Origin of the sequence: Microvirga sp. GCM10011540 (genome assembly GCF_042650665.1) — a bacterium.
GTDB classification, from domain to species: domain Bacteria; phylum Pseudomonadota; class Alphaproteobacteria; order Rhizobiales; family Beijerinckiaceae; genus Microvirga; species Microvirga lenta.
Window position 1 is genome coordinate 16097 of the sequence record NZ_JBHSBQ010000018.1, and the last position, 24843, is coordinate 40939.

The window sequence follows — 24843 nt, forward strand, 5'->3', positions numbered from 1 at the left end:
AGCCTCTCACCGCCCTTCCGGATCGTGAGAGGCGATGGCCGAGGTCCTTTTCTACCATCTCCAAAACCAGCCTCTCGAGGCCGTTCTCCCGACCCTGCTCCAGAAGACCCTGGAGCGGGACTGGCGCGCGGTGGTCCAGGTGACGACGGAGGAGCGCCTGGCCGCCCTCGACGACCACCTCTGGACCTTCACGGATGAGAGCTTTCTTCCGCACGGCACCGACCGCGAGGCTCATGCGGCGGACCAGCCCGTGCTGATCACCCTTTCCGACGGCAATCCCAACGGCGCCTCGATTCGCTTCCTGGCCGAGGGCGCCGACCTGCCGTCGGACATCTCCGCCTATCAGAGGATCGCGATCCTCTTCGATGGAGGCGACGTCCAGGCCCTGGCCCTGGCGCGCGACCAATGGCGCAAGGTGAAGGAGGAGGGGCACGACGCCACCTATTGGCAGCAGGACGAGCGGGGCCGCTGGCAGCGCAAGGCCTGAACCTCGCGGAATCGTTTGTGGAACGCAGGTGCGGCTTTCCCATTTGCAAGGAAGCCAGGAGGATCCCCTTGATGACCCGGATGTCCCGTTTTTCCCTGCTCGCCGCGCTGTGCCTGTCCCTGACAGCGCCTTTCACGCTTCAGGCCCAGGAGGCGAGGCCGGCCGCGGAGCGGCCGGAGCCGCGGCGCCCCGATGCGCAGCTTCCGCCGGAATCGGTCACACGGCATACCCTCGAGCTTCCCGGCCGGACCTTGCGCTTCATCGCAACGGCGGGTTCCCTGACCCTGACCGACCCGCAAGGAGCTCCGCAGGCCGAGATCGGCTTCACCGCCTACACGCGGGAGGACGCCGATCCCGCCACACGGCCGGTGACCTTCGCGGTGAACGGCGGGCCCGGAGCCTCGTCGGCCTATCTCCATCTCCTGGCCGTAGGGCCCTGGCGCCTTCCCCTGGACGGCCCGACCATCAACCCTTCGGCTTCGCCGGGCCTGGTCCCGAATGCGGAGACGTGGCTCGAATTCACGGACCTCGTCTTCATCGACCCGCCCGGAACGGGGTACAGCCGCATCGTCGGCGGCGACCAGGTCAGGGAGCGGTTCTATTCCATTCAGGGCGATATCGACGGTCTCGCCGCCTTCGTCATGCGTTGGCTGAAGGAGAACAACCGGCTCCAATCGCCCAAGTTCTTCGCCGGCGAGAGCTATGGCGGGTTCCGCGGTCCCCTGCTGGCTCAGAAGCTGCAAAGCGATCAGGGCATCGGCTTCAGCGGTTTGGTGCTCGTCTCGCCCGTTCTGGATTTCGCCTGGATCGATCAGGACGTGACCGATCCCTGGGCCGTCGCCGCAAGGCTGCCTTCCGCCGCCGCCGCGGCCATGAGCGACCGAGGACCGGTCACCCGGGAGGCTCTGGCGGAGGCCGAGCGCTATGCCTCGGGAGAGTATCTGGTCGATCTGATCCGCGGCGTGCAGGACAAGGAGGCGGTGGAGCGCGTCGCCCGCCGGGTGACCGAACTGACGGGACTCGATGCCGATCTGGTCCGCCGGCTCGCCGGTCGCATCGACGTGACGACCCTCCAGCGGGAGTTACGCCGTGGCTCCTCGACGGTTGTCAGCGCTTACGACACCAATGTCTCGGGAGCCGATCCCAACCCCACGAACTACATGTCCCGCTATGAGGATCCTGTCCTCGACGGCATGACCGCTCCTCTGACGAGCGCCACGATCGATCATCTCACCAGGACCCTGAACTACAAGGCGGAAGGCCGGTACAACCTGCTCAACGGCGGTGTGAACCAGGCATGGAGGTGGGGCGGCGGACGCGACGCTCCCGAAAGCGTGGAGGAGCTGCGGCAGGCCATGGCGCTCGACGGAAACCTAAGGGTTCTCGTCACTCACGGCTTCACCGATCTTGTGACGCCCTATTACGCATCGCAGCTCATCATGAACCAGATCCCGGATCTCGGTCCGGAGAAGCGCCTGTCCCTCGAGGTTTACGAAGGCGGCCACATGTTCTATTCGCGCCAGGACTCGCGCCAGGCCTTCCGGGACGACGTGCGGCGCCTCTTCGAGGAGGCCCTGCAGGCGCGGGCTGCGAGTAACAGGGATTGAACGGAATGCGTGTGAAGGTCGTATCGATGCTGGCCCTCGTGACTCTTGGGCTGGCCGCCTGCAACAGCGGCCGGACGGAAGCGCCGGCCGTCGCCGCCGTTGCCTCTGCGCCGGCTCCCATGGCCGCCTCGGGACCCGTCGTCGACGGCCCGGTGCTCGGGCCGGACGGGCGCTGCACCGGAACCGCCGCCACCACGGCCACCGTCATCGCGCCCGGGATCACGGAATGCGAACTGGTTCTCCTGAAAGGAAAGCCCGCGACGGACGTGCTCGTCGGCGAGAGCGGCAAGGGCCAGCGTGAGGTGCAGGTGCTCTATTCCGAGCCGGGCGGTCGCGAGCTCTATTTCTTCGTCAACAACCGGCTCGACCGGGTGGTGAGGTAAGGGGCCGCATCCTGACCGGCTTCGGGCTCAGGCCGAAGCTTCCTCGATTTCGCTGCTGACGGTCAGCCACTCCTCCTCGACGGAGGCGAGGGTCTGTGCCGCCTCGGCGCGCATCTTGGCCAGTTCGCTCGCCTTGGCCGGATCCTTCTGAAACGCGCTGCCGTCTGCGAGAGCCGCATCGACCTTGGCGATCACGTCCGAGAGCTTCGACATGCGGGCTTCGAGGGCCTCCAGCTTCTTGCGCAGGGGTGCCAGCGCCACGCGTCGCTCGGCGGCGGCTCGGCGCTCGTCCACCTTCGACGCCCCGGAAGCCTGAGGCTTGTCCTGGCGCTTCTGCGGTTCGAGGTCGCCCGAAAGCACGAGCTGCCGGTAATCGTCCATGTCGCCGTCGAACGGCTTGACGGTGCCGTTGCCGACGATCCAGAGCCGGTCGGCGCAGGCCTCGATCAGGAAGCGGTCGTGGCTCACCAGGATCACGGCGCCCGTATAGTCGTTGATCGCCTCCATGAGAGCCGTGCGGCTGTCGATGTCGAGGTGGTTGGTCGGCTCGTCGAGAATGAGCAGGTTGGGACCGTGGAAGGCCGCCAAGCCCATGAGAAGACGGGCCTTCTCGCCGCCGGAAAGCGACGAGACCGGCGTGTCGGCCTTGGGCCCGCCGAAGCCGAACCGGGCCGCGCGGGCCCGCGCCTTGGCGACCGGAACGTCGGGCATGAGCTTCGCCACGTGGTCGTAGGCGGTGGCGTTCGGGTTCAGCTCGTCCACCTGGTGCTGGGCAAAGTAGGCGACCTCCATCTTGCCCGGGCGGCGGATCTCGCCCTTCAGGGGTGTCAGCCTGCCGCCGATGAGCTTGCAGAAAGTCGATTTGCCGTTGCCGTTGGCGCCGAGGAGCGCGATGCGGTCGTCCGGCTGGATCGTCAGGTTCAGGCGGTCGAGGATCGTCCGGTCCCCGTAGCCCACGGCGGCGCTCTCGATGGCGATCAGCGGCGGGGCGAGGGGGCGTTCCGGGCTCGGCAGGTCGAAGGGAAGCACGTCGTCTTCCACGATGGTGGCGATGGGCTCGAGCTTTGCCAGCCGCTTCACCCTCGACTGCGCCTGGCGCGCCTTGGAGGCCTTCGCCTTGAAGCGGTCGACGAAGGCCTGCAGGTGCTTGCGCTCCGCCTCCTGCTTCATCTTGAGCTTCGCGGTCAACTCGCGCTTCTCGGCAAGCTGCTTGGCGAAGGAGGTGTAGCCGCCGCGATAGATGGTCAGCTTGCCCCGGTCGAGGTGCAGGATGTGGTTGACGGAGGTGTCGAGGAGTTCGCGGTCGTGGCTGATGACCAGAACCGTGTGGGGGTAGCGGCCCAGATAGTCGTAGAGCCAGAGCGTGCCTTCGAGATCGAGGTAGTTGGTCGGCTCGTCGAGGAGCAGCAGGTCCGGCTCGGCGAACAGAACAGCGGCCAGGGCCACCCTCATGCGCCAGCCGCCCGAGAAGGACGAGCAGGGCCGGTTCTGCGCCTCGGTGTCGAAGCCGAGACCGTGCAGGATCGAGGCCGCGCGGGCAGGCGCCGAATAGGCTCCGATGTCGGTCAGGCGGGTCTCGATTTCCGCCCGGCGGAAGCCGTCCGCCGTCTCAGCCTCCGCCAGAAGGGCGGTGCGCTCCTTGTCGGCGGCCAGCACCACCTCGATCAGCGTCTCCGGCCCGCCGGGAGCCTCCTGGGCGACGGCGCCGATCTTCACGCCCCGGGGAAGGGAAATGTCGCCGCTCTCCGCCGGGATCTCGCCCTGGACGATGCGGAACAGGGTGGTCTTGCCTGCGCCATTGCGTCCCACCAGCCCGACCTTGCTGCCGGGGGGCAGGGCGAAGGAGGCCCGATCGAGGATCAGCCGGTCTCCAATACGATAGGTCAGGTCGGATACGTGAAGCATGGCGCCTTTTGGCCCGTCATGGGGTTCCTGACAAGACGGTTGCCGATTTTCCGGAGCTGGCGGGAGCGCGGGAGGCCGGATGCGCAGGTCGGCAGAAGCAGCTCGCTTGACTTCGTGAGGGACGCATCCAAGAGAAACGCCGATGCGGTTGCGTCGTCGCGCCTGCAGAAGGAGATCGAGATGGGTTCAGATCGCGCAGTGAATGTCGGCGCGCCGGCCGTGGATATCGCCGACCTGCTGGCGCGAATCCAAGCGCGGAAGATCAGGATCGGAATCATCGGTCTGGGGTATGTGGGCATTCCCCTTGCGCTGACGGCGGTGAAGGCCGGGTTCCAGGTGCTCGGCTTCGACATCAACGCCCCTCGCGTCGCGCGTCTCAACCAGGGGGAAAGCCTCATCAAGCATGTCCCGGATGAGTATGTCGCCCAGGCGGTGAGGGAGCAAAAGTTCGAAGCTACCGCCGATTTCAGCCGTCTCGGCGAGCCGGACGCCATCCTGATCTGCGTACCCACGCCCCTGACGAAGCATCAGGAGCCCGATCTCTCCTATGTCGAGAATACGGCCCATGTCATCGCGCCCTGTCTGCGCGAAGGCCAGATCGTCGTTCTGGAATCGACGACCTATCCAGGCACGACGGACGAGGTGCTCAGACCTATCTTCGAGGCGACCGGATTGAAGTCGGGCAAGGACTTCTTCCTCGCCTTCTCGCCGGAGCGCGAGGATCCGGGCAATCCGGATTTCGGCACCTCGGCCATCCCCAAGGTGGTCGGCGGCGATGGCCCGGCAGCCCTGGCTTTGGCCGATGCCCTCTACAGCCAGCTCGTGGTGAAGACGGTGCCGGTGTCCTCCACCGCGACGGCCGAGGCCGTGAAACTGACGGAAAACATCTTCCGGGCCGTGAACATCGCCCTCGTGAACGAACTGAAGGTCGTCTACGCCGCCATGGGCGTCGACATCTGGGAGGTGATCGATGCCGCCAAGACCAAGCCCTTCGGCTTCATGCCGTTCTATCCGGGACCTGGCCTCGGGGGGCACTGCATTCCGATTGATCCTTTCTATCTGACCTGGAAGGCGCGCGAATACGACATTGCCACCCGCTTCATCGAACTCGCGGGGCAGATCAACACCCGCATGCCTTACTACGTGGTCAACAAGCTCGCGGAAGCGGTAGACAAGGGCGGAAAACCCTTCACCGGATCTCGGATCCTCCTGCTTGGCGTGGCCTACAAGAAGAACGTGGATGACATGCGCGAGAGCCCGTCGCTCAAGCTCATGGAACTGATCGAGGCCCGTGGCGCTCAGGTGGACTACCACGATCCGTACATTCCGGAGATCCCAAGGACCCGTAAACACGCGGATCTGATGGGGCGCCGCTCAGTCGCACTGGATGCACCGACGCTCGCGGCATACGACGCAGTGCTCATTGCTACGGACCACGACAACGTGGATTACCGGCTCGTGGTCGACAATGCCAGGCTGGTCGTCGATACGCGCAATGCCTGCGCCCGCGCTGGCCTGTCCGGCGGGCGAATCGTCAAGGCCTGACCTGCCCCTCTCGTGCATTCCGCTGCGGAACCCGCTGCCCCTCTTCATGAGGGACCTTTTATTGAGAGTGGCTACGCTATATAATTGAAGCTTGGCCTTAAGGTGGCTCGGAAGGCCCTTGAGGGGATGAAGGGAGGCGAACGATGGCACGGCTCGCGAGCGTCTTGCTCTTCAAGGGGTTGGACATCGACCTTGCTCCTTTCGAGGCGCGGGCGAACTGGCGCCGCTTCGACCCCGAGGAGACGCTGGTCGATTTCGACGATCTCTCGACGGACGTCTATTTTCTCCTGTCGGGCGAGGTGCGGGTGCTCATGCGCACCGCTTCCGGCAAGGAGGTCATCCTGGACGAGATGAAGCCCGGGGAGCTCTTCGGCGAGCTTGCGGCGCTCGACGGGATCAAGCGCTCCGCCAACGTGACGGCACTCACCCGGGGCGAGGCCTGCGTGATGCCGGCTTCGGTCTTCCGGGAAATCCTGTTCTCCAACAACCATGTGGCGGAGCGGCTCTTCTGCCTCATGGCGTCCCGCATCCGCGACCTGAACGCCCGCTTCGTCGAGCAGACGGTGCTCGACCTGCGGCACAGGCTCTATTCCGAGCTCCTGCGTCTCTCCATGCCCCGGGGCGACCGGGGAGGGGAGCGGGTCATCACGCCGCCGCCCTTCCACCACATCATGGCGGCCCGCATCGGCTGCCGCCGCGAGCAGGTGACGCGGGAATTCTCGATGATGTCCCATGAGGGACTGATCGAGCGCACCAGGGGCGCCCTGATCCTGCGCAAGCCCGACGTGCTCCAGGCCCGCGTGGCGGAGGCCATGCGCGAGGACGCTTGAAGGCTGGGGAGGCGACTGGCTCGCAGCTTCAAACCGGGCCGGCTCTGAGAGTCAAGTCAGCTTCTGAAGGCGCAAAAGGCCAAATGCCGCGACGGTCGCGGCATCCTTGATCATGCCACCGACGATCATTTGCTCGACCTCGTCAATGCCGAAGCGACGGCAGACCATGTCCTGCTCGGTCCGCTCACGCCGGGCATTGTGCTGAGCAAGGCCCCTGGCCAGATAGACGTCATAGCTCTGGGTTGAATACCCGTAACCCTCGAAGAGATGCCCGACCTGAACCATCTCATCGGCCGTTAGGCCGGTCTCTTCCAGCAACTCGGCCCCGGCGAGAACAAGGGGATCCGTGTCGGGAGCCTGCTCCCATGCCCCCTGCGGGAATTCCCAGTAACGCCCTTTTACCGGATAGCGGTACTGCTCAACGAGATACGTCGAGCTATCTTCGACCGGCACGATCACGGCGAAATTGGTTTTCTCGACCACGCCGTAGACCCCACAGGAGCCGTCCCGGTGGCGGATTTCATCCTCGCGAACTCGCATCCACCGGTTCTCATAAACGATGCGGGTAGCGACAGTAGTGATGTCGGCGGTCACAGCATTCCCGATTCTATCCCATGACTGGGACGCTATTCGAAGGCCCTGATCCGATCAACAATCCGTCCTGTCGCTATGCCGCGCCGGTGGAGCTGATGCTTAACTCGCCCTCGGCCCATAGGCCGCGAAGAAGACGCGGATCGCATTCTCCACGTTTCTCCCGATCTCCTCCTCGGTCGGCATGTCGCCCACGGCGAAGAGCAGGCGGCGCAGGGTGCCGGAGCTGCACAGGTCGAGGAAGTGCTGGGCGGCGATGCCGGTATCCTCGATGGAGAGGCGCCCGGCCTCGACCTGGCGGTCCAGGTAGGCCTTGAGGCGGGCGGCGCCCTGGCGCGGCCCGGCGTCGAAGAAGGCTTGGCCCAGGCGGGGAAACTTCTCGGCCGCGCCGATCACCATCCGGACCGACGAAACATGGTCGGGACGCCCCATGTAGCGCAGATAGGTCTCGCCGAGCTTGGTCAGGACGGCGCGCACGTCCGGATCCTCCCCGTCGAGCTTGAAGAGAACCTCGGCGAGGCCGCTCTTCTCCTCGATGGTCAGCGCCTCGAAGAGCTTCTCCTTGTTGTCGAAATAGACATAGAGCGTGCCCTTGGAGACGCCCGCGACCTTGGCGATCTCGCCCATGCTCGTGCCGTCGAAGCCCTGGGCCAGGAAGACCTGCCGGGCTCCGTCCAGGATCTGGCGGCGCTTCTGGTTCTCGGCGCCTTCCTCCGAGGGAGGAGGAGACGGATTTCCGGCGACAGCGATGTCTTTCACGTCGCTCATGTGCGTTTTATCACCTTCAAGCCATTGACCGAACCGTTCAGTCAAATCATATAGATCACATAGGCATCATAGGCGAAAGCGGCAAGGAAGCGAGCGGACTCGTCCGGCTGTACCGATTGTCGCGCTGTTAGAGGTTTTCCAGATGGCTTACCGGGACGAATACGATCAGGCCGGCCGGGGCGATTCCACGCCCGCTCCCGAGAGCAGGGCCCCCGAGGCGGCGGCCGAGCCGCGGCCTGCGGCGGTTCAGGAGCCGGCTCCGGCGAAGCGGCCGAAGGGCAAGCTCGGCAAACGGCTGGTTATCCTTGCCGTTCTGGCCGGCGGCCTTGCGTTCGGCGGCTATGAGGGCATGGAGTGGTGGAACACCGGCCGCTTCATGGTTTCGACCGACGACGCCTATGTGCAGGCGGATATCACGATCCTCTCGGCCAAGGTGTCGGGCTATGTGGATTCGGTCAGCGTCGCGAACAACCAGAGCGTCAGGGCTGGCGACCTGATCGCCAAGATCGACGACGGCGATTACCGGCTCGCCCTGCAATCGGCCAAGGACAAGCTGGCCACGCAGGAAAGCGCCATCGCGCGCATCGGCAAGCAGGTGGAGGCCGCCCGGGCTTCCGTTGCGCAGGCCGAGGCCCAGGTCGCGGCGGCCCGTGCCGAGGCCGAGCGTGCCGAGGCCGATTACGCCCGTCAGCTGCAGCTTTCCCGCTCCGACTACACCAGCAAGGCGACCCTCGAGACCGCCAAGGCGGGCCGCGACCGCGCCGAAGCCAACGTGAAGAGCGCGCAGGCCGCGCTGGCGGCGGCCAAGGCCAATGTGGACGTTCTCGCGGCGCAGCAGACCGAAGGCCGGCGCGTGGCCGCCGAACTGCAGACGGCCGTCGACAGGGCGGAACGCGATCTGTCGTTCACCGAGATCCGCGCCCCTGTGGATGGCGTGATCGGCAACAAGGCGGTCGAGGTCGGCACCTTCGTGCAGCCGGGCGCCCGTCTCGCGGCGCTCGTGCCCCTCACCACGGTGCACGTGGATGCGAACTTCAAGGAAACGCAGCTCGCTTCCCTGCATGCGGGGCAGAAGGTCCGGATCGAGGTCGATGCCTTCCCGGATGCGGACATCGTCGGCACCGTGGAGAGCGTCTCGCCGGCCTCGGGCGCCGTGTTCAGCCTGCTTCCGCCGGAGAATGCCACCGGCAACTTCACCAAGATCGTCCAACGCGTGCCCGTCCGGGTCAGCGTCGACCAGGAATTCGCCCGCAAGGGGCTTCTGCGCCCCGGCCTGTCCGTCGTCGTGAACGTGGACACCCGGACGCAGACCGGATCGACCAAGACCGCCCAACGGTAAGAGAACGAAACCATGGCCGCCTCCGCCGCCATTGCCGGCAAGCCCTCGGCACCCATGCCCGCAGCGAAGTCCGCGCCGCTCGACCGGCGCCGGACCTTCGCGTTCTTCTGCATGGTCTTCGGCATGTTCATGGCGATCCTGGACATCCAGATCGTCTCGGCCTCGCTTGCCGAGATTCAGGCCGGCCTGTCCGCTTCGTCGGACGAGATCTCATGGGTGCAGACGAGCTATCTGATCGCGGAAGTGATCATGATCCCGCTCTCCGGCACTCTGTCGCGCGTGCTCTCCACGCGCTGGATGTTCGTGATCGCTTCGGGCGGCTTCACCCTCATGAGCTTCATGTGCGCGACCTCCACCTCCATCGAGGAGATGATCGTCTGGCGCGCGCTGCAGGGCTTCATCGGCGGCGGCATGATCCCGACCGTCTTCGCCTCCGCCTTCACGATCTTCCCGCCCGAGAAGCGCCCGGTGATCTCGCCCATCATCGGTCTGGTGGCGACGCTCGCGCCCACCGTCGGCCCGACCATCGGCGGCTATCTCACCGACATGTTCTCCTGGCACTGGCTGTTCCTGGTCAACATCGTGCCCGGCATCTTCGTGACCATCTCGACCTACCTGCTGGTCGATTTCGACGAGCCGGACTGGAGCCTGTTCAAGACCTTCGACTGGGCCGGGCTCGGCTTCATGGCGGTCTTCCTCGGCAGCCTGGAATTCGTGCTGGAGGAGGGGCCGATCAACGACTGGTTCCAGGACGAGGCGGTTCTCATCCTGACGGTGCTCTGCGTCGTCACCGCGATTGCCTTCTTCTACCGCGTCTTCACGGCGAAGCATCCCATCGTCGACCTGCGGGCCTTCACGGACCGGAACTTCATGGCAGGCTCCGCCTTCAGCTTCGTCATGGGCATCGGCCTCTACGGACTGACCTATCTCTATCCGGTCTATCTGGGGCGCGTGCGCGGCTACTCTTCGCTGCAGATCGGCGAGACCATGTTCGTGTCGGGCGCCTGCATGTTCCTGATGGCGCCGGTCGCCGGCATGTTGTCGCGCAAGCTCGACCCGCGGGTGATGATGGCGATCGGCTTCGGCTGCTTCGCCTTCGGCACCTGGCAGTTCACGGGCCTGACCAAGGACTGGGACTTCTGGGAGCTCTTCATGCCCCAGGTCTTCCGCGGTGTCGGACTCATGATCTGCATGGTGCCGATCAACAACATCGCGCTCGGCACCCTGCCGCCGGACCGGATCAAGAATGCGTCCGGCCTCTACAACCTGACCCGCAACCTGGGCGGGGCGGTGGGCCTGGCGCTCATCAACACCGCCCTCAACAACCGCTGGGACCTTCACCTCCAGCGCCTGCGGGAGAGCGTGAACTGGAGCCGTTCGACGGCGGTCGAGACCCTGAACACCATGACCATGGGCTTCCAGAGCCTCGGATCGGATGCCAACCATGCGGCGCTCAAGACCGTGTCGAACATGGTCCGGCGCGAGGCGCTGGTGATGTCGTTCTCAGACGTGTTCGTGCTGCTGACGATCCTGTTTCTGGCGCTGGTCTGCGCGCTGCCCTTCGTCAAGAAGCCGAAAGCCGCGCCGCCGGCGGATGCGGGGCACTGAGCCCGCGCTACTCCGTCAGCCGCGAAAGCACCCGGTGGGCCGCCTTCACCCGGGCCTCGTTGGGGTAGGGCTTGTTCGCCAGCATGACGATGCCGATCTTCTTCTCCGGCACGTAGGCGACATAGGCCCCGAAGCCGCTCGTCGACCCGGTCTTGTTGAGGAGCACGTCTCCACGCGGCGCCATCGGCGGATTGATCGCTTCTGCCGGAGTGGCGTTCATGATCATCGTGGTCGAATTGCCGGCGACGATCTTCTCCAGAGCGACCGGGTAGGGGTATTGCTCCCAGATCAGGTCCTGGATCAGCTCACCGGAGCGGAAGTATCCCGCATGCGTCGCCTCGACGGCGCGGGCGACCTTCTCCGGCACCGTGCCGATGCCCATGTTCACCTCGACGTAGCGAATCATGTCGACGGCGTTCGATTTCACGCCCCAGGCTTCTGTCGCGAGCAGGCCGCGGGAGGCGCGGGTAGGTTTGCCGGCCCGGTTATACCCCCAGGCGTAGGACGCCATCTCCGAGGCCGGAACGGCGATGTAGGTCCGCTTGAGCCCGAGGTCGCGGAACAGACGCTCCGCCATGGTTTCGAAACTCTCCCCCATGGCCTTTGCGGTGATCATGCCGAGCAGGCCGATGCTCGGATTGGCGTAGCTGCGAGACGTACCGGGAGGGACGCGCGGCTTCCACGCGCGGAAATAGGCGACGAGCTGCTCCTGATTCTTCACGTCGCCCGGCAGCTGAAGCGGGAAGCCGCCTGTCGTATGCGTGGCGAGGTCCAGCACGCGCACATGGTCGAGCGCGCTTCCCTTCAACTCGGGCATATAAGCGCTGACCTTCCCGTTCAGCGACAGCTTGCCTTCGATCTCGGCGTAGGTCGCCAGGGTCGCGGTGAAGGTCTTGCTGATCGATCCCAGCTCGAACAGCGTGTCTCGCGTGACGGAAGCCCGCGGGCTCTTCGAGGCCAGGCCGTATTCGACGAAATGGCGTGTTCCATCGACCGTCACGGCGACGGCCATTCCGGGGATGCCGTATTGCTCGATAACAGGTTTCACCGCCTCGTCGACGATGCGCCGCACCTTGGCGTCCAGGTCCGCGTCTGCTGCAAGCGCACTGGAGAGGGCGCACCAGGAACAGGCGAGGAGAGCGGCGGCGAGCCGTGGGGCAAACAGAGGTCGCAAAGGCATCTCCTCGTTTCGGGTCCGAGCGTCAGACGCTCTCTTTTAGCGCCCGTAGATCCGGTCGAGAACCTGCGCCACGTCCACCAGCCGTTCGGCGGCGGGATCGAAGCGCTGCCCGGCCGCCAGGCGCACGGCCCAGTCCGCCGCCGCCCGCCCGCCCCATTCGTCGGGCGGGTTCGACAGGGTTTCCCGGGACGTGCCGCGATAGCGCTCCGCGACGAAGTCGTAGAACGAGCCGTTGACGTTGCGCAACGCGGCGCCGCCTTCGGTGCCGTAGAAGGCCGCGGAGATCATCGCGTCGCAGCCGGCCTGGAGGCGCCAGGAGCAGGCGAGCTGCACCGCCGTTCCGGTCTCCAGCCCGATGGTCGCGAGGGCATAATCCTCCACCTTGTCGGGCCGGCTCCCCAGAGGCTCTCCGCCGGCGAAGAGCCTGCCGGAGACGTCGCTCACACCCGGATAGTTGAGCGTCCACAGGGCAAGGTCCACGAGGTGGACGCCGAGGTCCATCACGCAGCCGCCGCCCGAGAGCGCCCGGTCGTAGAACCAGGCCTTGTCGGGCCCGTAAGCGTTGTGGAACACGAGGTCCACCGCATAGATGTGCCCGAGTTCGCCCGAGCGGATAACCTCACGGATGCGCTGCATTCCCTCCGTGAAGCGGTAGGAGAGGTCCACGTCGAGGAGCCGGTTGGCCCGGCGCGCGGCATCGACCACGGCCTTCGCCTCCACGGCATCGCGCCCGAGGGGCTTCTGGCAGAAGACGGCCACGCCCCGCTCCAGCGCCCGGATCGACTGCTCCGCGTGCATGGCGCTCGGGGTCGCGATCACCACCCCGTCGACCCCGGCATCGAGCAGATCGTCCAGCGTCGAGACGAGTTGCGCGTCCGGCGCCATCCTGGCGGCCTCCGCCGCCATTTCGGGGGAGGGATCGGCGATGGCCGCCGCCTCCACCATGCCGGTCTTCAGGATGGCCTCCATGCGGTGGCGGCCGATCCATCCGACGCCCAGGAAGCCGATGCGCGGGCGGGCGAGCGAGACTTCCGGCGCCTTTTCGAGCAGAACCTGTGTCATCAGAGGGTCACCAGTGCCTTGAGGAAACCGTCCGGCCGGTCGCGGGTGGCGTCGAGCGCCTCGTCCAGCCGGTCGAGGGGATAGGTATGGGTGTAGAGGGGGCTCGGGTCGAGGCGGCCGGAGGCGACCGCGTCGACGGCCTCGCGAATGCCCTGGATATAGATCTTCGGGTCCCGCTCGTGGGCGTTGATCACGTCGAGCCCGCGCCAGTTCCAGAGCCACATATTGACCTGCCGCGGCCCGTCCTGATGGTAGCCGGCGACGATCAGCTTGCCCCGCTCCCGGGTGAGCTCGCCTGCGAGGTCCAGGGGCCATTGCTTGCCGACCGCCTCGATCACCCGGTCGCAGAACATGCCTCCGGTCAGCTCCTTCACCTGCTCGATGATGGCGTGATGATCCTCCATCGGAATCGTCTCGGCCGCTCCGAACTCCCGGGCCACGTCGAGGGAGAAGGGGCGCCGCGAGATGGCGATGACCCGCGCGCCCGCATCCGTGGCGAGCCGGGTCAGGATCGCGCCCAGGAAGCCGATGCCGACGATCGCAACGGTCTGCCCCGGCTGGATGTCGCTCCGGCGCAGGATGTTCATGGCGCAGCCGAGCGGCTCTCCCGGGAAGGGCTTGCCGGCAAGCGCTTCGGGCAGGCGCACCACCGCGTCCGCCTCGGCCAGATCGTATTCGGCATAGGATTTGTAGGAGAGGGCCGCCACCCGGTCGCCGACCGCGAGCCCTTCGACGCCGTCGCCCAGGGCATCGACCACGCCCCAGCCCTCATGGCCGAGGGAGCCGGGCTCGGTGGGAAACTGCATCCATTCCGGCCCCGCCCAGGGCGTCAGGTTGGAGGCGCAGACGCCGCAGCCTTCCAGGCGGATGCGGACCTGTCCCGGCCCCGGCTCGGGGCGGGCAACGGAATCGATCCGGATGCGGCCCGGCCCCGTGAGGATCGCTGCCCTCATGGTCTTTGCGGTGGACAGGCTGCTGTCTGCGTCGTGATTCCAGGAGTTCGCTTCGACGGTCGCCAGATCGGCGCCGCTCAATCCATCGTCGTTCTGCAAGTTCGTCTCCACTCACGTGCAGGGTGAACTAGAAAAGCTTGGCAGCGGTTCAAGTGTGAGGGCGGCCACCGGCCGGAGATCGGCACGGATGGGGAAGGGGGCATTAAGCTGTTGTTCTTCCAGCCTGAACATCCTAGTTTGCCCCGCAGTTTCCTCATCATTCAGGTTGAAGTGCGAACATCTTGCCTCCTCCCCGCCAATCCGCCTCCGTCGGCGCCGTGCGCCGTTCCTTCGCGCCCTGGTCGGACCCCGAAGCCAAGCCGCTCATCCGCTTCGATAATGTGACGAAGCGGTTCGGCGACGCCGTCGCCGTCGATCATCTCTCCCTGAACATCTTCGAAGGCGAGTTCTTCTGCCTCCTTGGCCCGTCCGGATGCGGCAAGACCACCCTCATGCGGATGCTGGCCGGATTCGAGCATCCGAGCGAGGGCCGCATCACCCTCGCGGACAGGGACCTCGCGGGCGTGCCGCCCTATCGCCGGCCCGTGAACATGATGTTCCAGTCCTATGCTCTTTTCCCGCACATGAGCGTCGAGCGGAACATCGCCTTCGGGCTCAAGCAGGACGGGCTGCCGAAGGCCGAGATCGCGGCGCGGGTCGACGAGATGCTGCGCCTGGTCCAGCTCGAGCGGCTGGCCAAGCGCTATCCGAGCCAGCTCTCGGGCGGGCAGCGCCAGCGCGTCGCCCTGGCCCGGGCCCTCGCCAAGAAGCCGAAGGTGCTCCTCCTCGACGAGCCCCTTGGCGCCCTCGACAAGAAGCTGCGCGAGGAGACCCAGTTCGAGCTCATGGACATCCAGCACGACCTCGGCATGACCTTCGTGGTCGTCACGCACGACCAGGAGGAGGCCATGACTATGGCGGACCGGATCGCCGTCATGGATCACGGGCGCATCGTCCAGGTCGCCACCCCGGGCGAGATCTACGAGCAGCCCAAGACCCGGTTCATCGCGGAATTCGTCGGCGACGTGAACATCCTGGAGGGCAACGTGCTCGGCCAGGAGAACGGCCTGTGGCGGGTCCAGACCCCGTCCGCGGAGGCTCCGCTCACCATCGACGACCCGGACGAGGTGCTGCACTCCGATCAGGCCGTCGCCATCGCCGTGCGGCCCGAGAAGATGGTGATCCGGCGCGACCCGCCGGGTCCCGACGCCATCAACGTCCTGACCGGCGAGGTCTGGGACATCGGCTATCTGGGCGACTGGACGGTCTACAGGGTCAAGCTCGCCTCCGGAGCCATCCTGCGCGTGACCCGGGCCAACAGGTCGCGCTATGTCGAGCATCCCATCGACTGGGACGAGCAGGTCTATGTCACCTTCGCGCCGGATGCGGCGGTGATCCTGGCGGAATAGCCATGACGCCCAGACCCTCCTTCTCCAAGAAGCTGGCCGAGAGCCTCGTGCCGGCCGTGCCCTATCTGTGGCTCGGCCTGTTCTTCCTCGTGCCGTTCCTGATCGTCTTCAAGATCAGCCTCTCGGACCCGGCGGTCGCGCAGCCGCCCTACAAGCCCACCTTCGAGTGGGGCGACATCGTCGGGTTCTTCCAGGGGCTCGATCTCGAGAACTTCGAGCTTCTGACCAGCGACGACCTCTATTTCAGCGCGACCCTCTCGTCGGTGCGGATCGCCGGCATATCGACGGTTCTGCTGCTCCTCGTCGGCTTTCCCATCGCCTACGCCATGGCGCGGGCGCCGGTGCGCTACCGCTCGCTCCTGGTCGCCCTCATCATCCTGCCGTTCTGGACGAGCTTTCTCATCCGCATCTATGCCTGGATCGCGATCCTGAAGCCGGAAGGACTGCTCAATCAGGCGCTTATTGGCCTCGGAGTGATCGGCGAACCGCTCACCATTCTCAATACGGAGGCGGCAGTCTTCATCGGCATCGTCTATGCCTATCTGCCCTTCATGGTGCTGCCGCTCTATGCGACGCTGGAGAAGATGGACGACACGCTCCTCGAGGCGGCGCTCGATCTGGGCTCCACCCCCTGGCGCGCGTTCTGGACCATCACCGTGCCGCTCGCCATGCCGGGTATCATCGCCGGTTCGCTTCTCTGCTTCATTCCGGCGGTCGGCGAGTTCGTCATTCCGGACCTGCTGGGCGGATCGGAGACCCTCATGATCGGGCGCCAGCTCTGGAGCGAGTTCTTCTCCAACCGGGACTGGCCGCTGGCCTCGGCCGTCGCCATCCTGCTCCTGATCGTCCTGGTCGTGCCCATCGTCATCTACCGCGATGTGGAGTCGCGCCGTGTGGAGACTCGAGCATGACCCGCCGCCTGAGCTTCTTCAATGTCACGTCGCTCGTGATCGGCTTCGCGTTCCTTTATCTGCCGATCCTGCTGCTCGTGGTCTATTCCTTCAACGCCTCGCGCCTCGTCACGGTGTGGGGCGGCTTCTCGACCCAGTGGTACGTCGCGCTCTTCCGCAATCAGGCGCTCGTGGAGGCCGCCTGGGTCACGTTGCGGATCGCGCTCCTGTCGGCGACCCTCGCGACCGTCCTCGGCACCCTCGCGGCGCTTGCGCTCACCCGCTACGGGCGTTTCACCGGCCGGACGCTCTTCACCGGCATGGTCTATGCCCCGATGGTCATGCCGGAGGTGATCACAGGCCTGTCGCTGCTGCTGTTCTTCGTCGCCATCGGCCTGGACCGGGGTTTCTGGACGATCACGCTCGCCCATACCACGCTCACCATGTGCTTCGTGACCGTGGTCGTGCAGTCGCGGCTGATGACCTTCGACAGGTCCCTCGAAGAGGCCGCCATGGACCTGGGCGCGCCGCCCTTGCGCACGTTCTTCTCCGTGACGCTGCCGCTGATCGCACCGTCCATCGTTGCCGGATTCCTGCTGGCCTTCACCCTGTCCCTCGACGACCTCGTCATCGCGAGCTTCAACACGGGACCGGGGGCGACGACCCTGCCGATCCGGATCTACAGCCAGGTGCGGCTGGGCCTGTCACCGGAGGTCAACGCGGCCTCGACGATCCTGATCGGGATCGTGGCCCTCGGCGTCACGACCGCGACCCTGCTGAGCAAGCGTTCGCTGCTGCGCTCCCAGCGCAACATTCACTGAGCCGTCGCCAGAGGAGCCTGATTGGTTAGGGGTGGACGCCTGGGGCCGAACAGGGGCTTGGCGGCGCCGGATCTTTCGATCAGCGGACGAACCTCGGGCCTCACCAGGATGTTGTCCCAGCTTCCGCTGACCTCGAAGGCAATCGCGGACAAGGAATCGGGAGCTCCCTTCGCGAGGGTGACGTCCGCCTTCACGTCCAAGGCCCGGTCGGCGAGGGAGATGTCTCCCTGGAAGCTGGCGATCAGTTCCTGAGCGGTCAGGCGCCCCTCGGTGATGACGCCGATGCCGTTCTTGACCGAGACGTGGGCCTGGGCCTGGTCGAAGGGCGTCCGCCCGCCCTTCCAATGAAGGAAGGCGAGGAGAGGGCGCTTTTCCACCCTGCGGAGGGCGTCGTCGAGGGCGATGCCGATAAGCTCGCCTTCCTTGACCGTCACGGACATGCGTCCCTGGACTTTCCGCATGAGCTCGGCCGGGTTCTTGCCCGATCCTTCGAGCGCGAACTGGCCCTGGGCGCGTCCGGCAATCCAGCGCGGCTCGCCGATGGCCTTCAGGAACGGCCCGAGATCGACACGCTCGAAGCTGGCCTGTCCCTTCAGTTCGGCCGGACCGTTCACCGAGACGAGGGACAGACGGCCCTTGAAGGTTCCTTCACCCAAATCGGCGCGTCCGATGGATGCCTCGATGCGGCCGGGCTGCACCAGCACGCCCGCAGCCATGTCGTTGACGAGGATCCGCCCGAACTGCGCGTTCGTGGCCGAGAGGCGCAGGTCGAGATCGCTGCCGGTGGCGCGCGTCAGGTCGATGGCGTCCTCGCTCCAGCCGCCCGAGCGGGCGCGGGCCTCGGCCAGGGGGCGGACGAAATCCGAAAGATTGAGGTTTTCCGCAGCCAGGGTGCCCGAGATGAGTGGGCGCTCCGCGTCGAGACGCACCGACAGGGTGCCGTCGAGCTTGTCTCCCCCGAGGGTCACGGCGACCGAGGGCCAGGAGAGGCGGCGGCGATTGATCGAGACATCGCCCTGGATCGACAGGTCGTCGATCAGAGAGGCGAAAGGCAGCTCCAGCCCGCTCCAGCGGGTGAAGTTGCGGACGGACTTGGCCTGGATCAGGCTCTCGCCCGTGACCCGGGGATCGCTTCCGAGCAGGGCTTCGCCGGTAACCGCAAGGCGGCCCGAGGGCGCCGAAAGGGTCAGCGAGAACGGACTCAGCTGCTCGGCCGCAAGAAGGTTGGGGGTGAAGGAGGCCTGCTCGACCGTCACGGTCTCTCCACGCCACGAGGCCGAGCCCACGGCATAGAGCGGGGAACTCGCCCCTTCCCAGTTGATCACGCCGTTGATCCGGTCGAGGGAGGCGTTCTTGAGGTCGGTCCAGGAAAGCGACGATGCCGCCACGATCAGGCGCCGGGCCGGGATCGGCTTGGTCCCCTCCTTGAACAGGCCGGCCCAATCCAGGGCTCGCAGGGCCTCATGGGACGCGGTGATCCTGGTCTCGCTGATCATGACTTCGGACAGCTCAAGCCGCCCGAAAAGAAGCGGAAGGAGGCGCAGTTCGCCCCGCAGGGTTCCCCCTTCGGCCTTCGCGGATCCATCCGCCGCGGCCAGGGTCATGTTCTCGAATTTCACCCGCGGCGTCGGCAGCACGGCGAAGGTGCTGCGTCCCTCGACCGTGAGGTCGAGGCCGTAGCTCTTCCGCAGGTGCCCGGCCACGGTCGACGACAGCCTGCTCCCGGTCAGCGTCCAGGGAACGGCCGCCGCTCCCAGGACCGCAAGCGAGATCAACGCGATGAGAAATACGACGCGACGCGACATGGATTGACGTCTTAGACCTAATGGTTTCGCTTCGGAAGCGCTGGTGGGGAACCGCCGGGGGATGACGGCACCGGAAATCGAGGTTTCCATATATCCATACGAAGGGATTGTCTAAATTGAGGCCAGGTTGCAGGGTGGCGTCCTGAGCGCCGTCGGTGGTGCAAAATAGGCACAGTCCCAATAGACGAGGGGTGGATGGATAAGGTTTACAGCGATGCTGGCTCGGCCATGGCCGGGCTCATCAAGGATGGCATGACCATCATGGCCGGTGGGTTCGGCCTTTGCGGCATTCCCGAGGCGCTGATCGAGGCGATCCGTGATTCGGGGGCGAAGGACCTGACCTTCATCTCCAACAATGCGGGCGTCGACGGCGTCGGCCTCGGGCGGCTCCTCGAGACCCGCCAGATCCGCAAGATGATCTCCTCCTACGTGGGCGAGAACAAGCTCTTCGCCCAGCAGTATCTCTCCGGGGAGCTGGAGCTCGAGTTCAACCCGCAGGGCACGCTCGCCGAGCGCATCCGCGCGGGCGGCGCGGGCATCCCGGCCTTCTTCACCAAGACCGGCGTCGGCACCCTGATCGCCGAAGGCAAGGAAGTGCGCGAGTTCGACGGCGAGAAATACGTGATGGAGCGCGGTCTTTTCGCCGACATCGCCGTGGTCCACGCCCATACGGGCGACAGGGAGGGCAACCTCGTCTACCGCAAGACGGCCCGCAACTTTAACCCGATGATGGCCACCGCCGCCAAGATCACCATCGCCGAGGTCGAGCATCTGGTGGATGCCGGCGAGATCGACCCGGACTGCATCCACACGCCGGGCATCTTCGTGAAGCGCATCGTGCACGTGCCGAACCCGGTAAAGCACATCGAACAACGCACGACCCGCAAGCGCGCCGAGGCGGCCGCTCCCGCGGGCGCAGGGGAGGAAATCTGATGGCTTGGACCCGTGAGCAGATGGCCGCCCGCGCCGCCAAGGAACTGCGCGACGGCTACTACGTGAACCTCGGCATCGGCATTCCGACCCTGGTGTCCAACTTCATCCCCAAGGGGATGCGCGTGCAGCTCCAGTCGGAGAACGGCATGCTCGGCATGGGGCCGTTCCCCTACGAGGGCGAAGAGGACGCCGACCTCATCAATGCGGGCAAGCAGACCATCACCGAGCTGCCCACCACGAGCTACTTCTCCAGCTCCGATTCCTTCGGAATGATCCGCGGCGGCCATATCGACCTGTCGATCCTCGGCGCCATGCAGGTGGCCCAGAACGGCGACCTCGCCAACTGGATGATTCCAGGCAAGATGGTGAAGGGCATGGGCGGCGCCATGGACCTGGTGGCGGGCGTCAAGCGCGTCGTCGTGGTCATGGAGCACGTGGCGAAGGGCAAGGACGGGTCCGAGGATCCGAAGCTCCTGAAGGAGTGCAACCTTCCCCTGACCGGCACGGGCGTCGTCGATCTGGTGATCACCGATCTCGGCGTCTTCTCCATCGACAAGAAGGGCGGCACCGGCATGACCCTGATCGAGCTCGCCGACGGCGTCACGCTGGATGAGATCAAGGCGAAGACCCAGGCCGACTTCAAGGTCGCGCTGGATTCCAAGCAGTCCGACGCGGCCTGAGGCGGGGCGGCCCTTCGGGGCTGTCCTTTCTCAGGGAGAAGCGGTGCCCGCGGCCTTCCGGCGGCTTTCGGCGCTTCGGGTGAGCTGGATCACCGGCAGGAGCCCGACGAGAACGATCACGAGGGCGGCGAGGGAGCCGTCCTCGAATGCGCCGCGCGCCGCATGGCCGTAGACGAGCGTGGCGAGCGTTTCCGTATTGAGCGGACGCAGCAGAAGCGTCGCCGGCAGCTCCTTGATGCAATCCACGAAGACGAGCAGGGCGGCGCTCGCGAGGGCGGGCCGGAGCAGGGGCACCTGCACCCTCCTGATCAGCTCGCGCCGGTTGGCGCCAAGCGTGCGCGCCGCATCTTCGAGCCCTGGTGAGACACGCTCGAACCCGGCCGAGAGGGCGCCGGTGGCGATGGGCAGGAAGCGGATCACATAGGCGAGGATGATCCCACCTGCCGCTCCCATGAGAAGCAATCCGATGCGCTGGCCCGTCAGGTTGCGCCAGATCGTGCCGACCATGTTGTCGAACGCGATGAGGGGCGTCATCAGCCCGATGGCGAGCACCGTTCCGGGAACGGCGTAGCCCAGGCCGGCCACGAAGAGAGCGCTTCGGGTAAGCGCGATCTTCGTGAGGCGGGAGGCGGAGACGAGCAGGATCGCGAGAGCGAGGGCCGCCAGGGTCGCGACGGTGGAAAGGCCTATCGTCGTGGTGAGATGCGCAAGGAAGGTCGTGTCCAGCTGGCGGACGAGCCCGCCGCGCAGGGTCTCCCGCAGCAGGAAGGTCGCCGGCAGGAAGAAGCCCAGGATCACCGGCATGACGCACAGGACGGCCGCAAACCAGCCCCGCCCGCCGGAGAGAGGCACGGGCTGCGCGACGCGGGGCCGCTTGGTGGACAGGGCATAGCGCCGGTCGCGGCGGCCGTACCGCTCGATCAGGATCAGCGCGATCACGAAGGCCAGCATGACGCAGGCGATCTGGGCCGCTCCGGCGAGGCTGCCGCGGTTGAGCCAGGTGGTGAAGACCGAGACGGTGAGCGTTCGCACGCCGAGATACTCGCTCGCGCCGATGTCGTTCAGGGCCTCGAGCAGGGCCAGCGACAGACCGACCGCGAGGGCCGGGCGCGCGAGGGGAATGGCAATGACGCGAAACAGCTTGAACCGGCCGGCCCCGAGGGTTCTCGCCACCTCCATCATGCTCGCGCTCTGGGTGAGAAACATGGTCCGGGCGGCAATGTAGACGTAGGGGTAGAGCACCGCCGACATCACCAGGATGCAGCCGGACAGGGAGCGGATTTCCGGAAACCAGTAATCGGCCCGCGACCATCCCGTGGCATCGCGCAGGGCCATCTGCACGAGCCCGGCCGCGTCGAAGACTTCGACGTAGATGTAGGCGGTGATGTAGGTCGGCACCGCGAGGGGGAGCGGCAGGAGCCACACCAGCATGTCACGCCCCGGAAAGCGGTGGGCGGTGACGAGCCACGCGGTGGTGATGCCCATGGAACCGGCCACCAGCGCGACGCCGGTCAGGAGAGCCAGGGTGTCCCTGAGGCTCGAGGGCAGAACATTGGCGATGAGGTGAGGCCAGATCTCCGCGTCGCCCTCGGCGGCAATGCCGATCAGGGCGACGAGAGGCATCAGCACCAGCAGACCTGTCGCGGCCACGGCGGCTTTCAGCCATCCGGGAAGTTGCCGCGCCAGGCGCCGGCGGGCAGGAGAGGGCGCGGTCGTTGCGGTGGCGGTGGCGCTCAATGGAAATGGCGCTGCCGATGACGGCAGCGCCCCCTGTTCAGGTTCGGTACGGTCGAAAGACCGTTCAGGCTTACTGATCGAAGCCGACTTTGTCGACGAGTTCGCTGGCCTTCTTGCGGAGCTTTGCGATCTCGGCAATCGACACGTTGTCGGGCTTCAGCTGTCCGAACGACTCGATGGTCGGGTGGATCTTGATGCCGGCCTTCACCGGGTATTCGGAGTTGGCCTCCGCATGAAGGCGCTGGGCTTCGTCCGAGACCATGTACTCCATGAACTTCTCGGCATTGGCCTTATTGGGCGCATTCTTGGCGAGCGCGAGGCCCGACACGTTCACGTGGGTTCCGCCGCCTTCGAAGGTGGGCAGGATCACCTTGATCGCCTCGCCCCACTTCTTCTGCTCTTCGTTGTTGCCGTTGCGCATCAGCGAGACGTAGTAGGTGTTGCCGATGGCGATGTCGCAGACGCCGGCCAGGATGTCCTTGGCCTGCTCGCGGTCGCCGCCGGAGGGCTTCTTCGCGAGGTTCGCCTTCAGACCCTTGAGCCATTCCTCGGCCTTCTCCTCGCCCTTGTGGGCGATGACCGCGGCAAAGAGGCTGATGTTGTAGAGGTGCTGACCCGAGCGAATGCAGACCTTGCCCTTCCACTTCGGATCGGCAAGCTCCTCATAGGTGATCTGGTCCTGCTTGACGCGATCCTTCGAGGCATAGACCACGCGGCCGCGCAGGGCGATGCCGAACCAGTGGCCTTCCGGATCGCGGTACGCGGCCGGAATGGTCTCTTCGAGGGCGGTCAGCTTCACCGGCTGGGTGACGCCGAGGTCCTTGGCGGCCTGCAGGCGGCCGATATCGACGGTGAGAATCACGTCGGCGGGGCTGTTTTCGCCCTCCGTGCGGATGCGCTCCTCGAGACCGTTGTTCACGAACACGGTGTTGACCTTGATCCCGGTCTCCTTCGTGAACTCGTCGAGGATCGGCTTGATCAGGCCGGGCTCGCGGGACGTATAGAGGTTCAGTTCCTGGGCGATGGCGGCCAGGGACGACCCTGCCAGGAGACCGGCGGCCGTGGCGCCGAGCAGCAGGGTGCGGGCGATTTTCATCTTCATCGTGGAAATCCCTAAGTCACACGTCAGGAAGCGGCCTCTGCCAGCCTCCGTATAAACTGCAAAAAACACGTGCCTCGAATCCGGTCAATAAAAAACTCTGTAACATCAATGATTTAGAGGGTTTCTAAACTGGCCCCAGATTGGAAGCTCTCTAAGATGGAGCGCGACGCGACAGGCCGGTGGCAACCTGCATCGCCTTCGCCCGCGGCCCGTCGCGACCACGGTCCATGGACCGGAGAGCCCGACCGGGCGCACGGGTTTTCGAACGGATCTTCCTGGCGGGGCAGACGTCCGTCGCGCAGGCGTTACGCCGACAGCTTTTCCTTGACGGGGACGACCTCTTCGGAGGCGGCTCTGAGACGGGCGATCTCGGCCTCCATCTTCTCCATGTTGTTGAAGAGCCGCTCGCTGGCCAGGCGCAGGAAATAGAAGCCGAATTCCGGGTTCTGGAAGTAGAGCTGGCGCACCTCGTCGTAGCTGATGCTCAGCACTTCGCCGCTCTCCAGGCATTCGAGCGTCTGCGTGCGCCTGTTGTCGGGCGACATGAAGCCCATCTCTCCGACCACGTGGCCCTGAGGCAGCTCGATGCCCAGCTCCTTCAGCCGGTAGCGACCCGAGAGGGTGTAGAACATGCAGGAGGCGCTGTCCCCCTTGGCGAAGAGGATCTCGCCGGCCTTCACCGGCCGGCGGGTCATGAAGGGCTTGAGCCATTCCATGGACAGGTCGCTCTTCGAGGCCTGCTTCACCTTCCTGATCAGCCGCAGCATCTGGTAGAGGCGCAGGCTGTTGAGCGGGAGCAGGATCAGGTTGACCGTCATGCTCGGGTAAAGGCCCATGAACGATGAATAAGTCAGCGAGACCACGTTCGTCGCGATGCCGAGGCAGCGCAGAGGAATGATCGTCTTCATCGCGCTGCCGGTGATGGCCAAAGCCGCACCGAGCCAGCCGAGTGCCTCGACCCAAGTCATGGTCAAAGTCATGGAACCCATCCGTGATGGTGAATACCGTTACGGCATATAACATCGATTGGCGGAAGTCAGGTGGGATATGCGACCGCGCACATGTGGGCAAGAGCCGCAGGCATGTTCTTAGGTGTGCACCGTTTGGTTGGGCGGGTGCAGCACTGCGATGACAGAGGTTGAATAATATTCCCACATACTTCGAAAGAT

At 65.6% G+C, this 24843-nt stretch carries 22 protein-coding genes; 12 read left to right on the forward strand and 10 right to left on the reverse strand.

The window, feature by feature from the left end; all coding sequences use genetic code 11:
- The first annotated feature begins 34 nt into the window (after nucleotides 1-34).
- The 3 genes from ACFOYU_RS07525 (at nucleotide 35) to ACFOYU_RS07535 (ending at nucleotide 2477) form a co-directional block, all read left to right on the forward strand.
- The gene (locus tag ACFOYU_RS07525; protein ID WP_226741127.1) at nucleotides 35-487 is read left to right on the forward strand and encodes a DNA polymerase III subunit chi; all 453 of its coding nucleotides are present in this window, start codon (nucleotides 35-37) and stop codon (nucleotides 485-487) included.
- Nucleotides 488-558: 71 nt separating this feature from the next.
- On the forward strand, nucleotides 559-2094 hold the full coding sequence (locus ACFOYU_RS07530) for a S10 family peptidase (protein ID WP_377033078.1): 1536 nt from the start codon (nucleotides 559-561) through the stop codon (nucleotides 2092-2094).
- 5 nt (nucleotides 2095-2099) lie between these two features.
- A complete protein-coding gene (locus ACFOYU_RS07535; RefSeq protein WP_377033079.1) occupies nucleotides 2100-2477 on the forward strand; it encodes a hypothetical protein in 378 nt (125 codons plus the stop codon).
- Nucleotides 2478-2504: 27 nt separating this feature from the next.
- Here the strand turns inward: ACFOYU_RS07535 and ACFOYU_RS07540 are convergent, their stop codons facing one another.
- Entirely contained in the window at nucleotides 2505-4382 is a 1878-nt protein-coding gene (locus tag ACFOYU_RS07540) for an ABC-F family ATP-binding cassette domain-containing protein (protein WP_377033080.1), read from the reverse strand.
- Between the two features lie 180 nt (nucleotides 4383-4562).
- Between ACFOYU_RS07540 and ACFOYU_RS07545 the strand changes: the two genes are divergently transcribed.
- Both ACFOYU_RS07545 and ACFOYU_RS07550 read left to right on the forward strand, forming a co-directional pair.
- Nucleotides 4563-5927, forward strand: coding sequence for a nucleotide sugar dehydrogenase (locus tag ACFOYU_RS07545; protein WP_377033081.1), 1365 nt, complete (start codon nucleotides 4563-4565; stop codon nucleotides 5925-5927).
- A gap of 143 nt (nucleotides 5928-6070) precedes the next feature.
- Nucleotides 6071-6757, forward strand: coding sequence for a Crp/Fnr family transcriptional regulator (locus tag ACFOYU_RS07550; protein ID WP_226741123.1), 687 nt, complete (start codon nucleotides 6071-6073; stop codon nucleotides 6755-6757).
- Nucleotides 6758-6808: 51 nt separating this feature from the next.
- Here the strand turns inward: ACFOYU_RS07550 and ACFOYU_RS07555 are convergent, their stop codons facing one another.
- Together ACFOYU_RS07555 and ACFOYU_RS07560 are read right to left on the reverse strand one after the other, a co-directional pair.
- A complete protein-coding gene (locus ACFOYU_RS07555; RefSeq protein ID WP_377033082.1) occupies nucleotides 6809-7351 on the reverse strand; it encodes an NUDIX domain-containing protein in 543 nt (180 codons plus the stop codon).
- A gap of 99 nt (nucleotides 7352-7450) precedes the next feature.
- Complete coding sequence (locus ACFOYU_RS07560; protein ID WP_377033083.1) at nucleotides 7451-8116, reverse strand: TetR/AcrR family transcriptional regulator; 666 nt, start codon at nucleotides 8114-8116, stop codon at nucleotides 7451-7453.
- Between the two features lie 142 nt (nucleotides 8117-8258).
- On the opposite strand from ACFOYU_RS07560, the gene ACFOYU_RS07565 reads away from it, so the two are divergent.
- Both ACFOYU_RS07565 and ACFOYU_RS07570 read left to right on the forward strand, forming a co-directional pair.
- Entirely contained in the window at nucleotides 8259-9455 is a 1197-nt protein-coding gene (locus ACFOYU_RS07565) for an HlyD family secretion protein (protein WP_377033084.1), read from the forward strand.
- A 12-nt stretch (nucleotides 9456-9467) separates the two neighbouring features.
- A complete protein-coding gene (locus ACFOYU_RS07570; protein WP_377033085.1) occupies nucleotides 9468-11063 on the forward strand; it encodes a DHA2 family efflux MFS transporter permease subunit in 1596 nt (531 codons plus the stop codon).
- A 7-nt stretch (nucleotides 11064-11070) separates the two neighbouring features.
- On the opposite strand, the gene ampC is transcribed toward ACFOYU_RS07570, so the two are convergent.
- From ampC to ACFOYU_RS07585, 3 genes are read right to left on the reverse strand one after another with little or no spacing between them, the layout of a single operon-like run.
- Nucleotides 11071-12243, reverse strand: coding sequence for a class C beta-lactamase (ampC, locus tag ACFOYU_RS07575; RefSeq protein ID WP_377033086.1), 1173 nt, complete (start codon nucleotides 12241-12243; stop codon nucleotides 11071-11073).
- A 36-nt stretch (nucleotides 12244-12279) separates the two neighbouring features.
- Nucleotides 12280-13305 carry a Gfo/Idh/MocA family protein gene (locus tag ACFOYU_RS07580; RefSeq protein WP_377033087.1) on the reverse strand — a complete coding sequence of 342 codons (1026 nt, stop codon included), beginning with the start codon at nucleotides 13303-13305 and terminating at the stop codon, nucleotides 12280-12282.
- Nucleotides 13305-14258 carry a zinc-binding dehydrogenase gene (locus ACFOYU_RS07585; RefSeq protein WP_377033104.1) on the reverse strand — a complete coding sequence of 318 codons (954 nt, stop codon included), beginning with the start codon at nucleotides 14256-14258 and terminating at the stop codon, nucleotides 13305-13307. Before ACFOYU_RS07585 ends, ACFOYU_RS07580 begins: the two co-directional genes overlap by 1 nt.
- Nucleotides 14259-14539: 281 nt before the next feature.
- Between ACFOYU_RS07585 and ACFOYU_RS07590 the strand changes: the two genes are divergently transcribed.
- From ACFOYU_RS07590 to ACFOYU_RS07600, 3 genes are read left to right on the forward strand one after another with little or no spacing between them, the layout of a single operon-like run.
- A complete protein-coding gene (locus ACFOYU_RS07590) occupies nucleotides 14540-15706 on the forward strand; it encodes an ABC transporter ATP-binding protein (RefSeq protein WP_264196501.1) in 1167 nt (388 codons plus the stop codon).
- A 2-nt stretch (nucleotides 15707-15708) separates the two neighbouring features.
- Nucleotides 15709-16617 (forward strand): ABC transporter permease subunit, encoded by a 909-nt coding sequence (locus ACFOYU_RS07595; RefSeq protein WP_226741118.1) that lies wholly within the window; start codon nucleotides 15709-15711, stop codon nucleotides 16615-16617.
- Entirely contained in the window at nucleotides 16614-17417 is an 804-nt protein-coding gene (locus ACFOYU_RS07600; protein WP_377033088.1) for an ABC transporter permease, read from the forward strand. The genes ACFOYU_RS07595 and ACFOYU_RS07600 overlap by 4 nt, the downstream gene beginning before the upstream one ends.
- Here ACFOYU_RS07600 and ACFOYU_RS07605 read toward each other — a convergent pair.
- Nucleotides 17411-19222 (reverse strand): AsmA-like C-terminal region-containing protein, encoded by a 1812-nt coding sequence (locus ACFOYU_RS07605; protein ID WP_377033089.1) that lies wholly within the window; start codon nucleotides 19220-19222, stop codon nucleotides 17411-17413. The two genes, ACFOYU_RS07600 and ACFOYU_RS07605, sit on opposite strands and share 7 nt — an antisense overlap.
- A gap of 195 nt (nucleotides 19223-19417) precedes the next feature.
- On the opposite strand from ACFOYU_RS07605, the gene ACFOYU_RS07610 reads away from it, so the two are divergent.
- Nucleotides 19418-20155 carry a CoA transferase subunit A gene (locus tag ACFOYU_RS07610; protein WP_377033090.1) on the forward strand — a complete coding sequence of 246 codons (738 nt, stop codon included), beginning with the start codon at nucleotides 19418-19420 and terminating at the stop codon, nucleotides 20153-20155.
- Entirely contained in the window at nucleotides 20155-20835 is a 681-nt protein-coding gene (locus ACFOYU_RS07615) for a 3-oxoacid CoA-transferase subunit B (RefSeq protein WP_226741114.1), read from the forward strand. The genes ACFOYU_RS07610 and ACFOYU_RS07615 overlap by 1 nt, the downstream gene beginning before the upstream one ends.
- A 30-nt stretch (nucleotides 20836-20865) precedes the next feature.
- On the opposite strand, the gene ACFOYU_RS07620 is transcribed toward ACFOYU_RS07615, so the two are convergent.
- The 3 genes from ACFOYU_RS07620 to ACFOYU_RS07630 all read right to left on the reverse strand — a co-directional run bounded on the left by ACFOYU_RS07620 (nucleotide 20866) and on the right by ACFOYU_RS07630 (nucleotide 24654).
- Nucleotides 20866-22572 carry an ABC transporter permease gene (locus tag ACFOYU_RS07620; RefSeq protein WP_377033091.1) on the reverse strand — a complete coding sequence of 569 codons (1707 nt, stop codon included), beginning with the start codon at nucleotides 22570-22572 and terminating at the stop codon, nucleotides 20866-20868.
- Nucleotides 22573-22642: 70 nt separating this feature from the next.
- A complete protein-coding gene (locus ACFOYU_RS07625) occupies nucleotides 22643-23674 on the reverse strand; it encodes a Fe(3+) ABC transporter substrate-binding protein (protein WP_226741112.1) in 1032 nt (343 codons plus the stop codon).
- A 305-nt stretch (nucleotides 23675-23979) separates the two neighbouring features.
- On the reverse strand, nucleotides 23980-24654 hold the full coding sequence (locus tag ACFOYU_RS07630) for a Crp/Fnr family transcriptional regulator (protein ID WP_226741111.1): 675 nt from the start codon (nucleotides 24652-24654) through the stop codon (nucleotides 23980-23982).
- Between the last annotated feature and the right edge of the window lie 189 nt (nucleotides 24655-24843).

Excerpts from the sequence above, each read along its gene's own strand:
- ACFOYU_RS07610 (WP_377033090.1), top strand. The coding sequence starts at position 19,418 with ATGGATAAGGTTTACAGCGATGCTGGCTCGGCCATGGCCGGGCTCATC.
- ACFOYU_RS07595 (WP_226741118.1), top strand. The coding sequence starts at position 15,709 with ATGACGCCCAGACCCTCCTTCTCCAAGAAGCTGGCCGAGAGCCTCGTG.
- ACFOYU_RS07625 (WP_226741112.1), bottom strand. The coding sequence starts at position 23,674 with ATGAAGATGAAAATCGCCCGCACCCTGCTGCTCGGCGCCACGGCCGCC.
- ACFOYU_RS07570 (WP_377033085.1), top strand. The coding sequence starts at position 9,468 with ATGGCCGCCTCCGCCGCCATTGCCGGCAAGCCCTCGGCACCCATGCCC.
- ACFOYU_RS07630 (WP_226741111.1), bottom strand. The coding sequence starts at position 24,654 with ATGACTTTGACCATGACTTGGGTCGAGGCACTCGGCTGGCTCGGTGCG.
- ACFOYU_RS07615 (WP_226741114.1), top strand. The coding sequence starts at position 20,155 with ATGGCTTGGACCCGTGAGCAGATGGCCGCCCGCGCCGCCAAGGAACTG.
- ACFOYU_RS07530 (WP_377033078.1), top strand. The coding sequence starts at position 559 with ATGACCCGGATGTCCCGTTTTTCCCTGCTCGCCGCGCTGTGCCTGTCC.
- ACFOYU_RS07585 (WP_377033104.1), bottom strand. The coding sequence starts at position 14,258 with ATGAGGGCAGCGATCCTCACGGGGCCGGGCCGCATCCGGATCGATTCC.
- ACFOYU_RS07605 (WP_377033089.1), bottom strand. The coding sequence starts at position 19,222 with ATGTCGCGTCGCGTCGTATTTCTCATCGCGTTGATCTCGCTTGCGGTC.
- ACFOYU_RS07525 (WP_226741127.1), top strand. The coding sequence starts at position 35 with ATGGCCGAGGTCCTTTTCTACCATCTCCAAAACCAGCCTCTCGAGGCC.
- ACFOYU_RS07545 (WP_377033081.1), top strand. The coding sequence starts at position 4,563 with ATGGGTTCAGATCGCGCAGTGAATGTCGGCGCGCCGGCCGTGGATATC.
- ACFOYU_RS07560 (WP_377033083.1), bottom strand. The coding sequence starts at position 8,116 with ATGAGCGACGTGAAAGACATCGCTGTCGCCGGAAATCCGTCTCCTCCT.
- ACFOYU_RS07600 (WP_377033088.1), top strand. The coding sequence starts at position 16,614 with ATGACCCGCCGCCTGAGCTTCTTCAATGTCACGTCGCTCGTGATCGGC.
- ampC (WP_377033086.1), bottom strand. The coding sequence starts at position 12,243 with ATGCCTTTGCGACCTCTGTTTGCCCCACGGCTCGCCGCCGCTCTCCTC.
- ACFOYU_RS07565 (WP_377033084.1), top strand. The coding sequence starts at position 8,259 with ATGGCTTACCGGGACGAATACGATCAGGCCGGCCGGGGCGATTCCACG.
- ACFOYU_RS07535 (WP_377033079.1), top strand. The coding sequence starts at position 2,100 with ATGCGTGTGAAGGTCGTATCGATGCTGGCCCTCGTGACTCTTGGGCTG.
- ACFOYU_RS07540 (WP_377033080.1), bottom strand. The coding sequence starts at position 4,382 with ATGCTTCACGTATCCGACCTGACCTATCGTATTGGAGACCGGCTGATC.
- ACFOYU_RS07550 (WP_226741123.1), top strand. The coding sequence starts at position 6,071 with ATGGCACGGCTCGCGAGCGTCTTGCTCTTCAAGGGGTTGGACATCGAC.
- ACFOYU_RS07580 (WP_377033087.1), bottom strand. The coding sequence starts at position 13,305 with ATGACACAGGTTCTGCTCGAAAAGGCGCCGGAAGTCTCGCTCGCCCGC.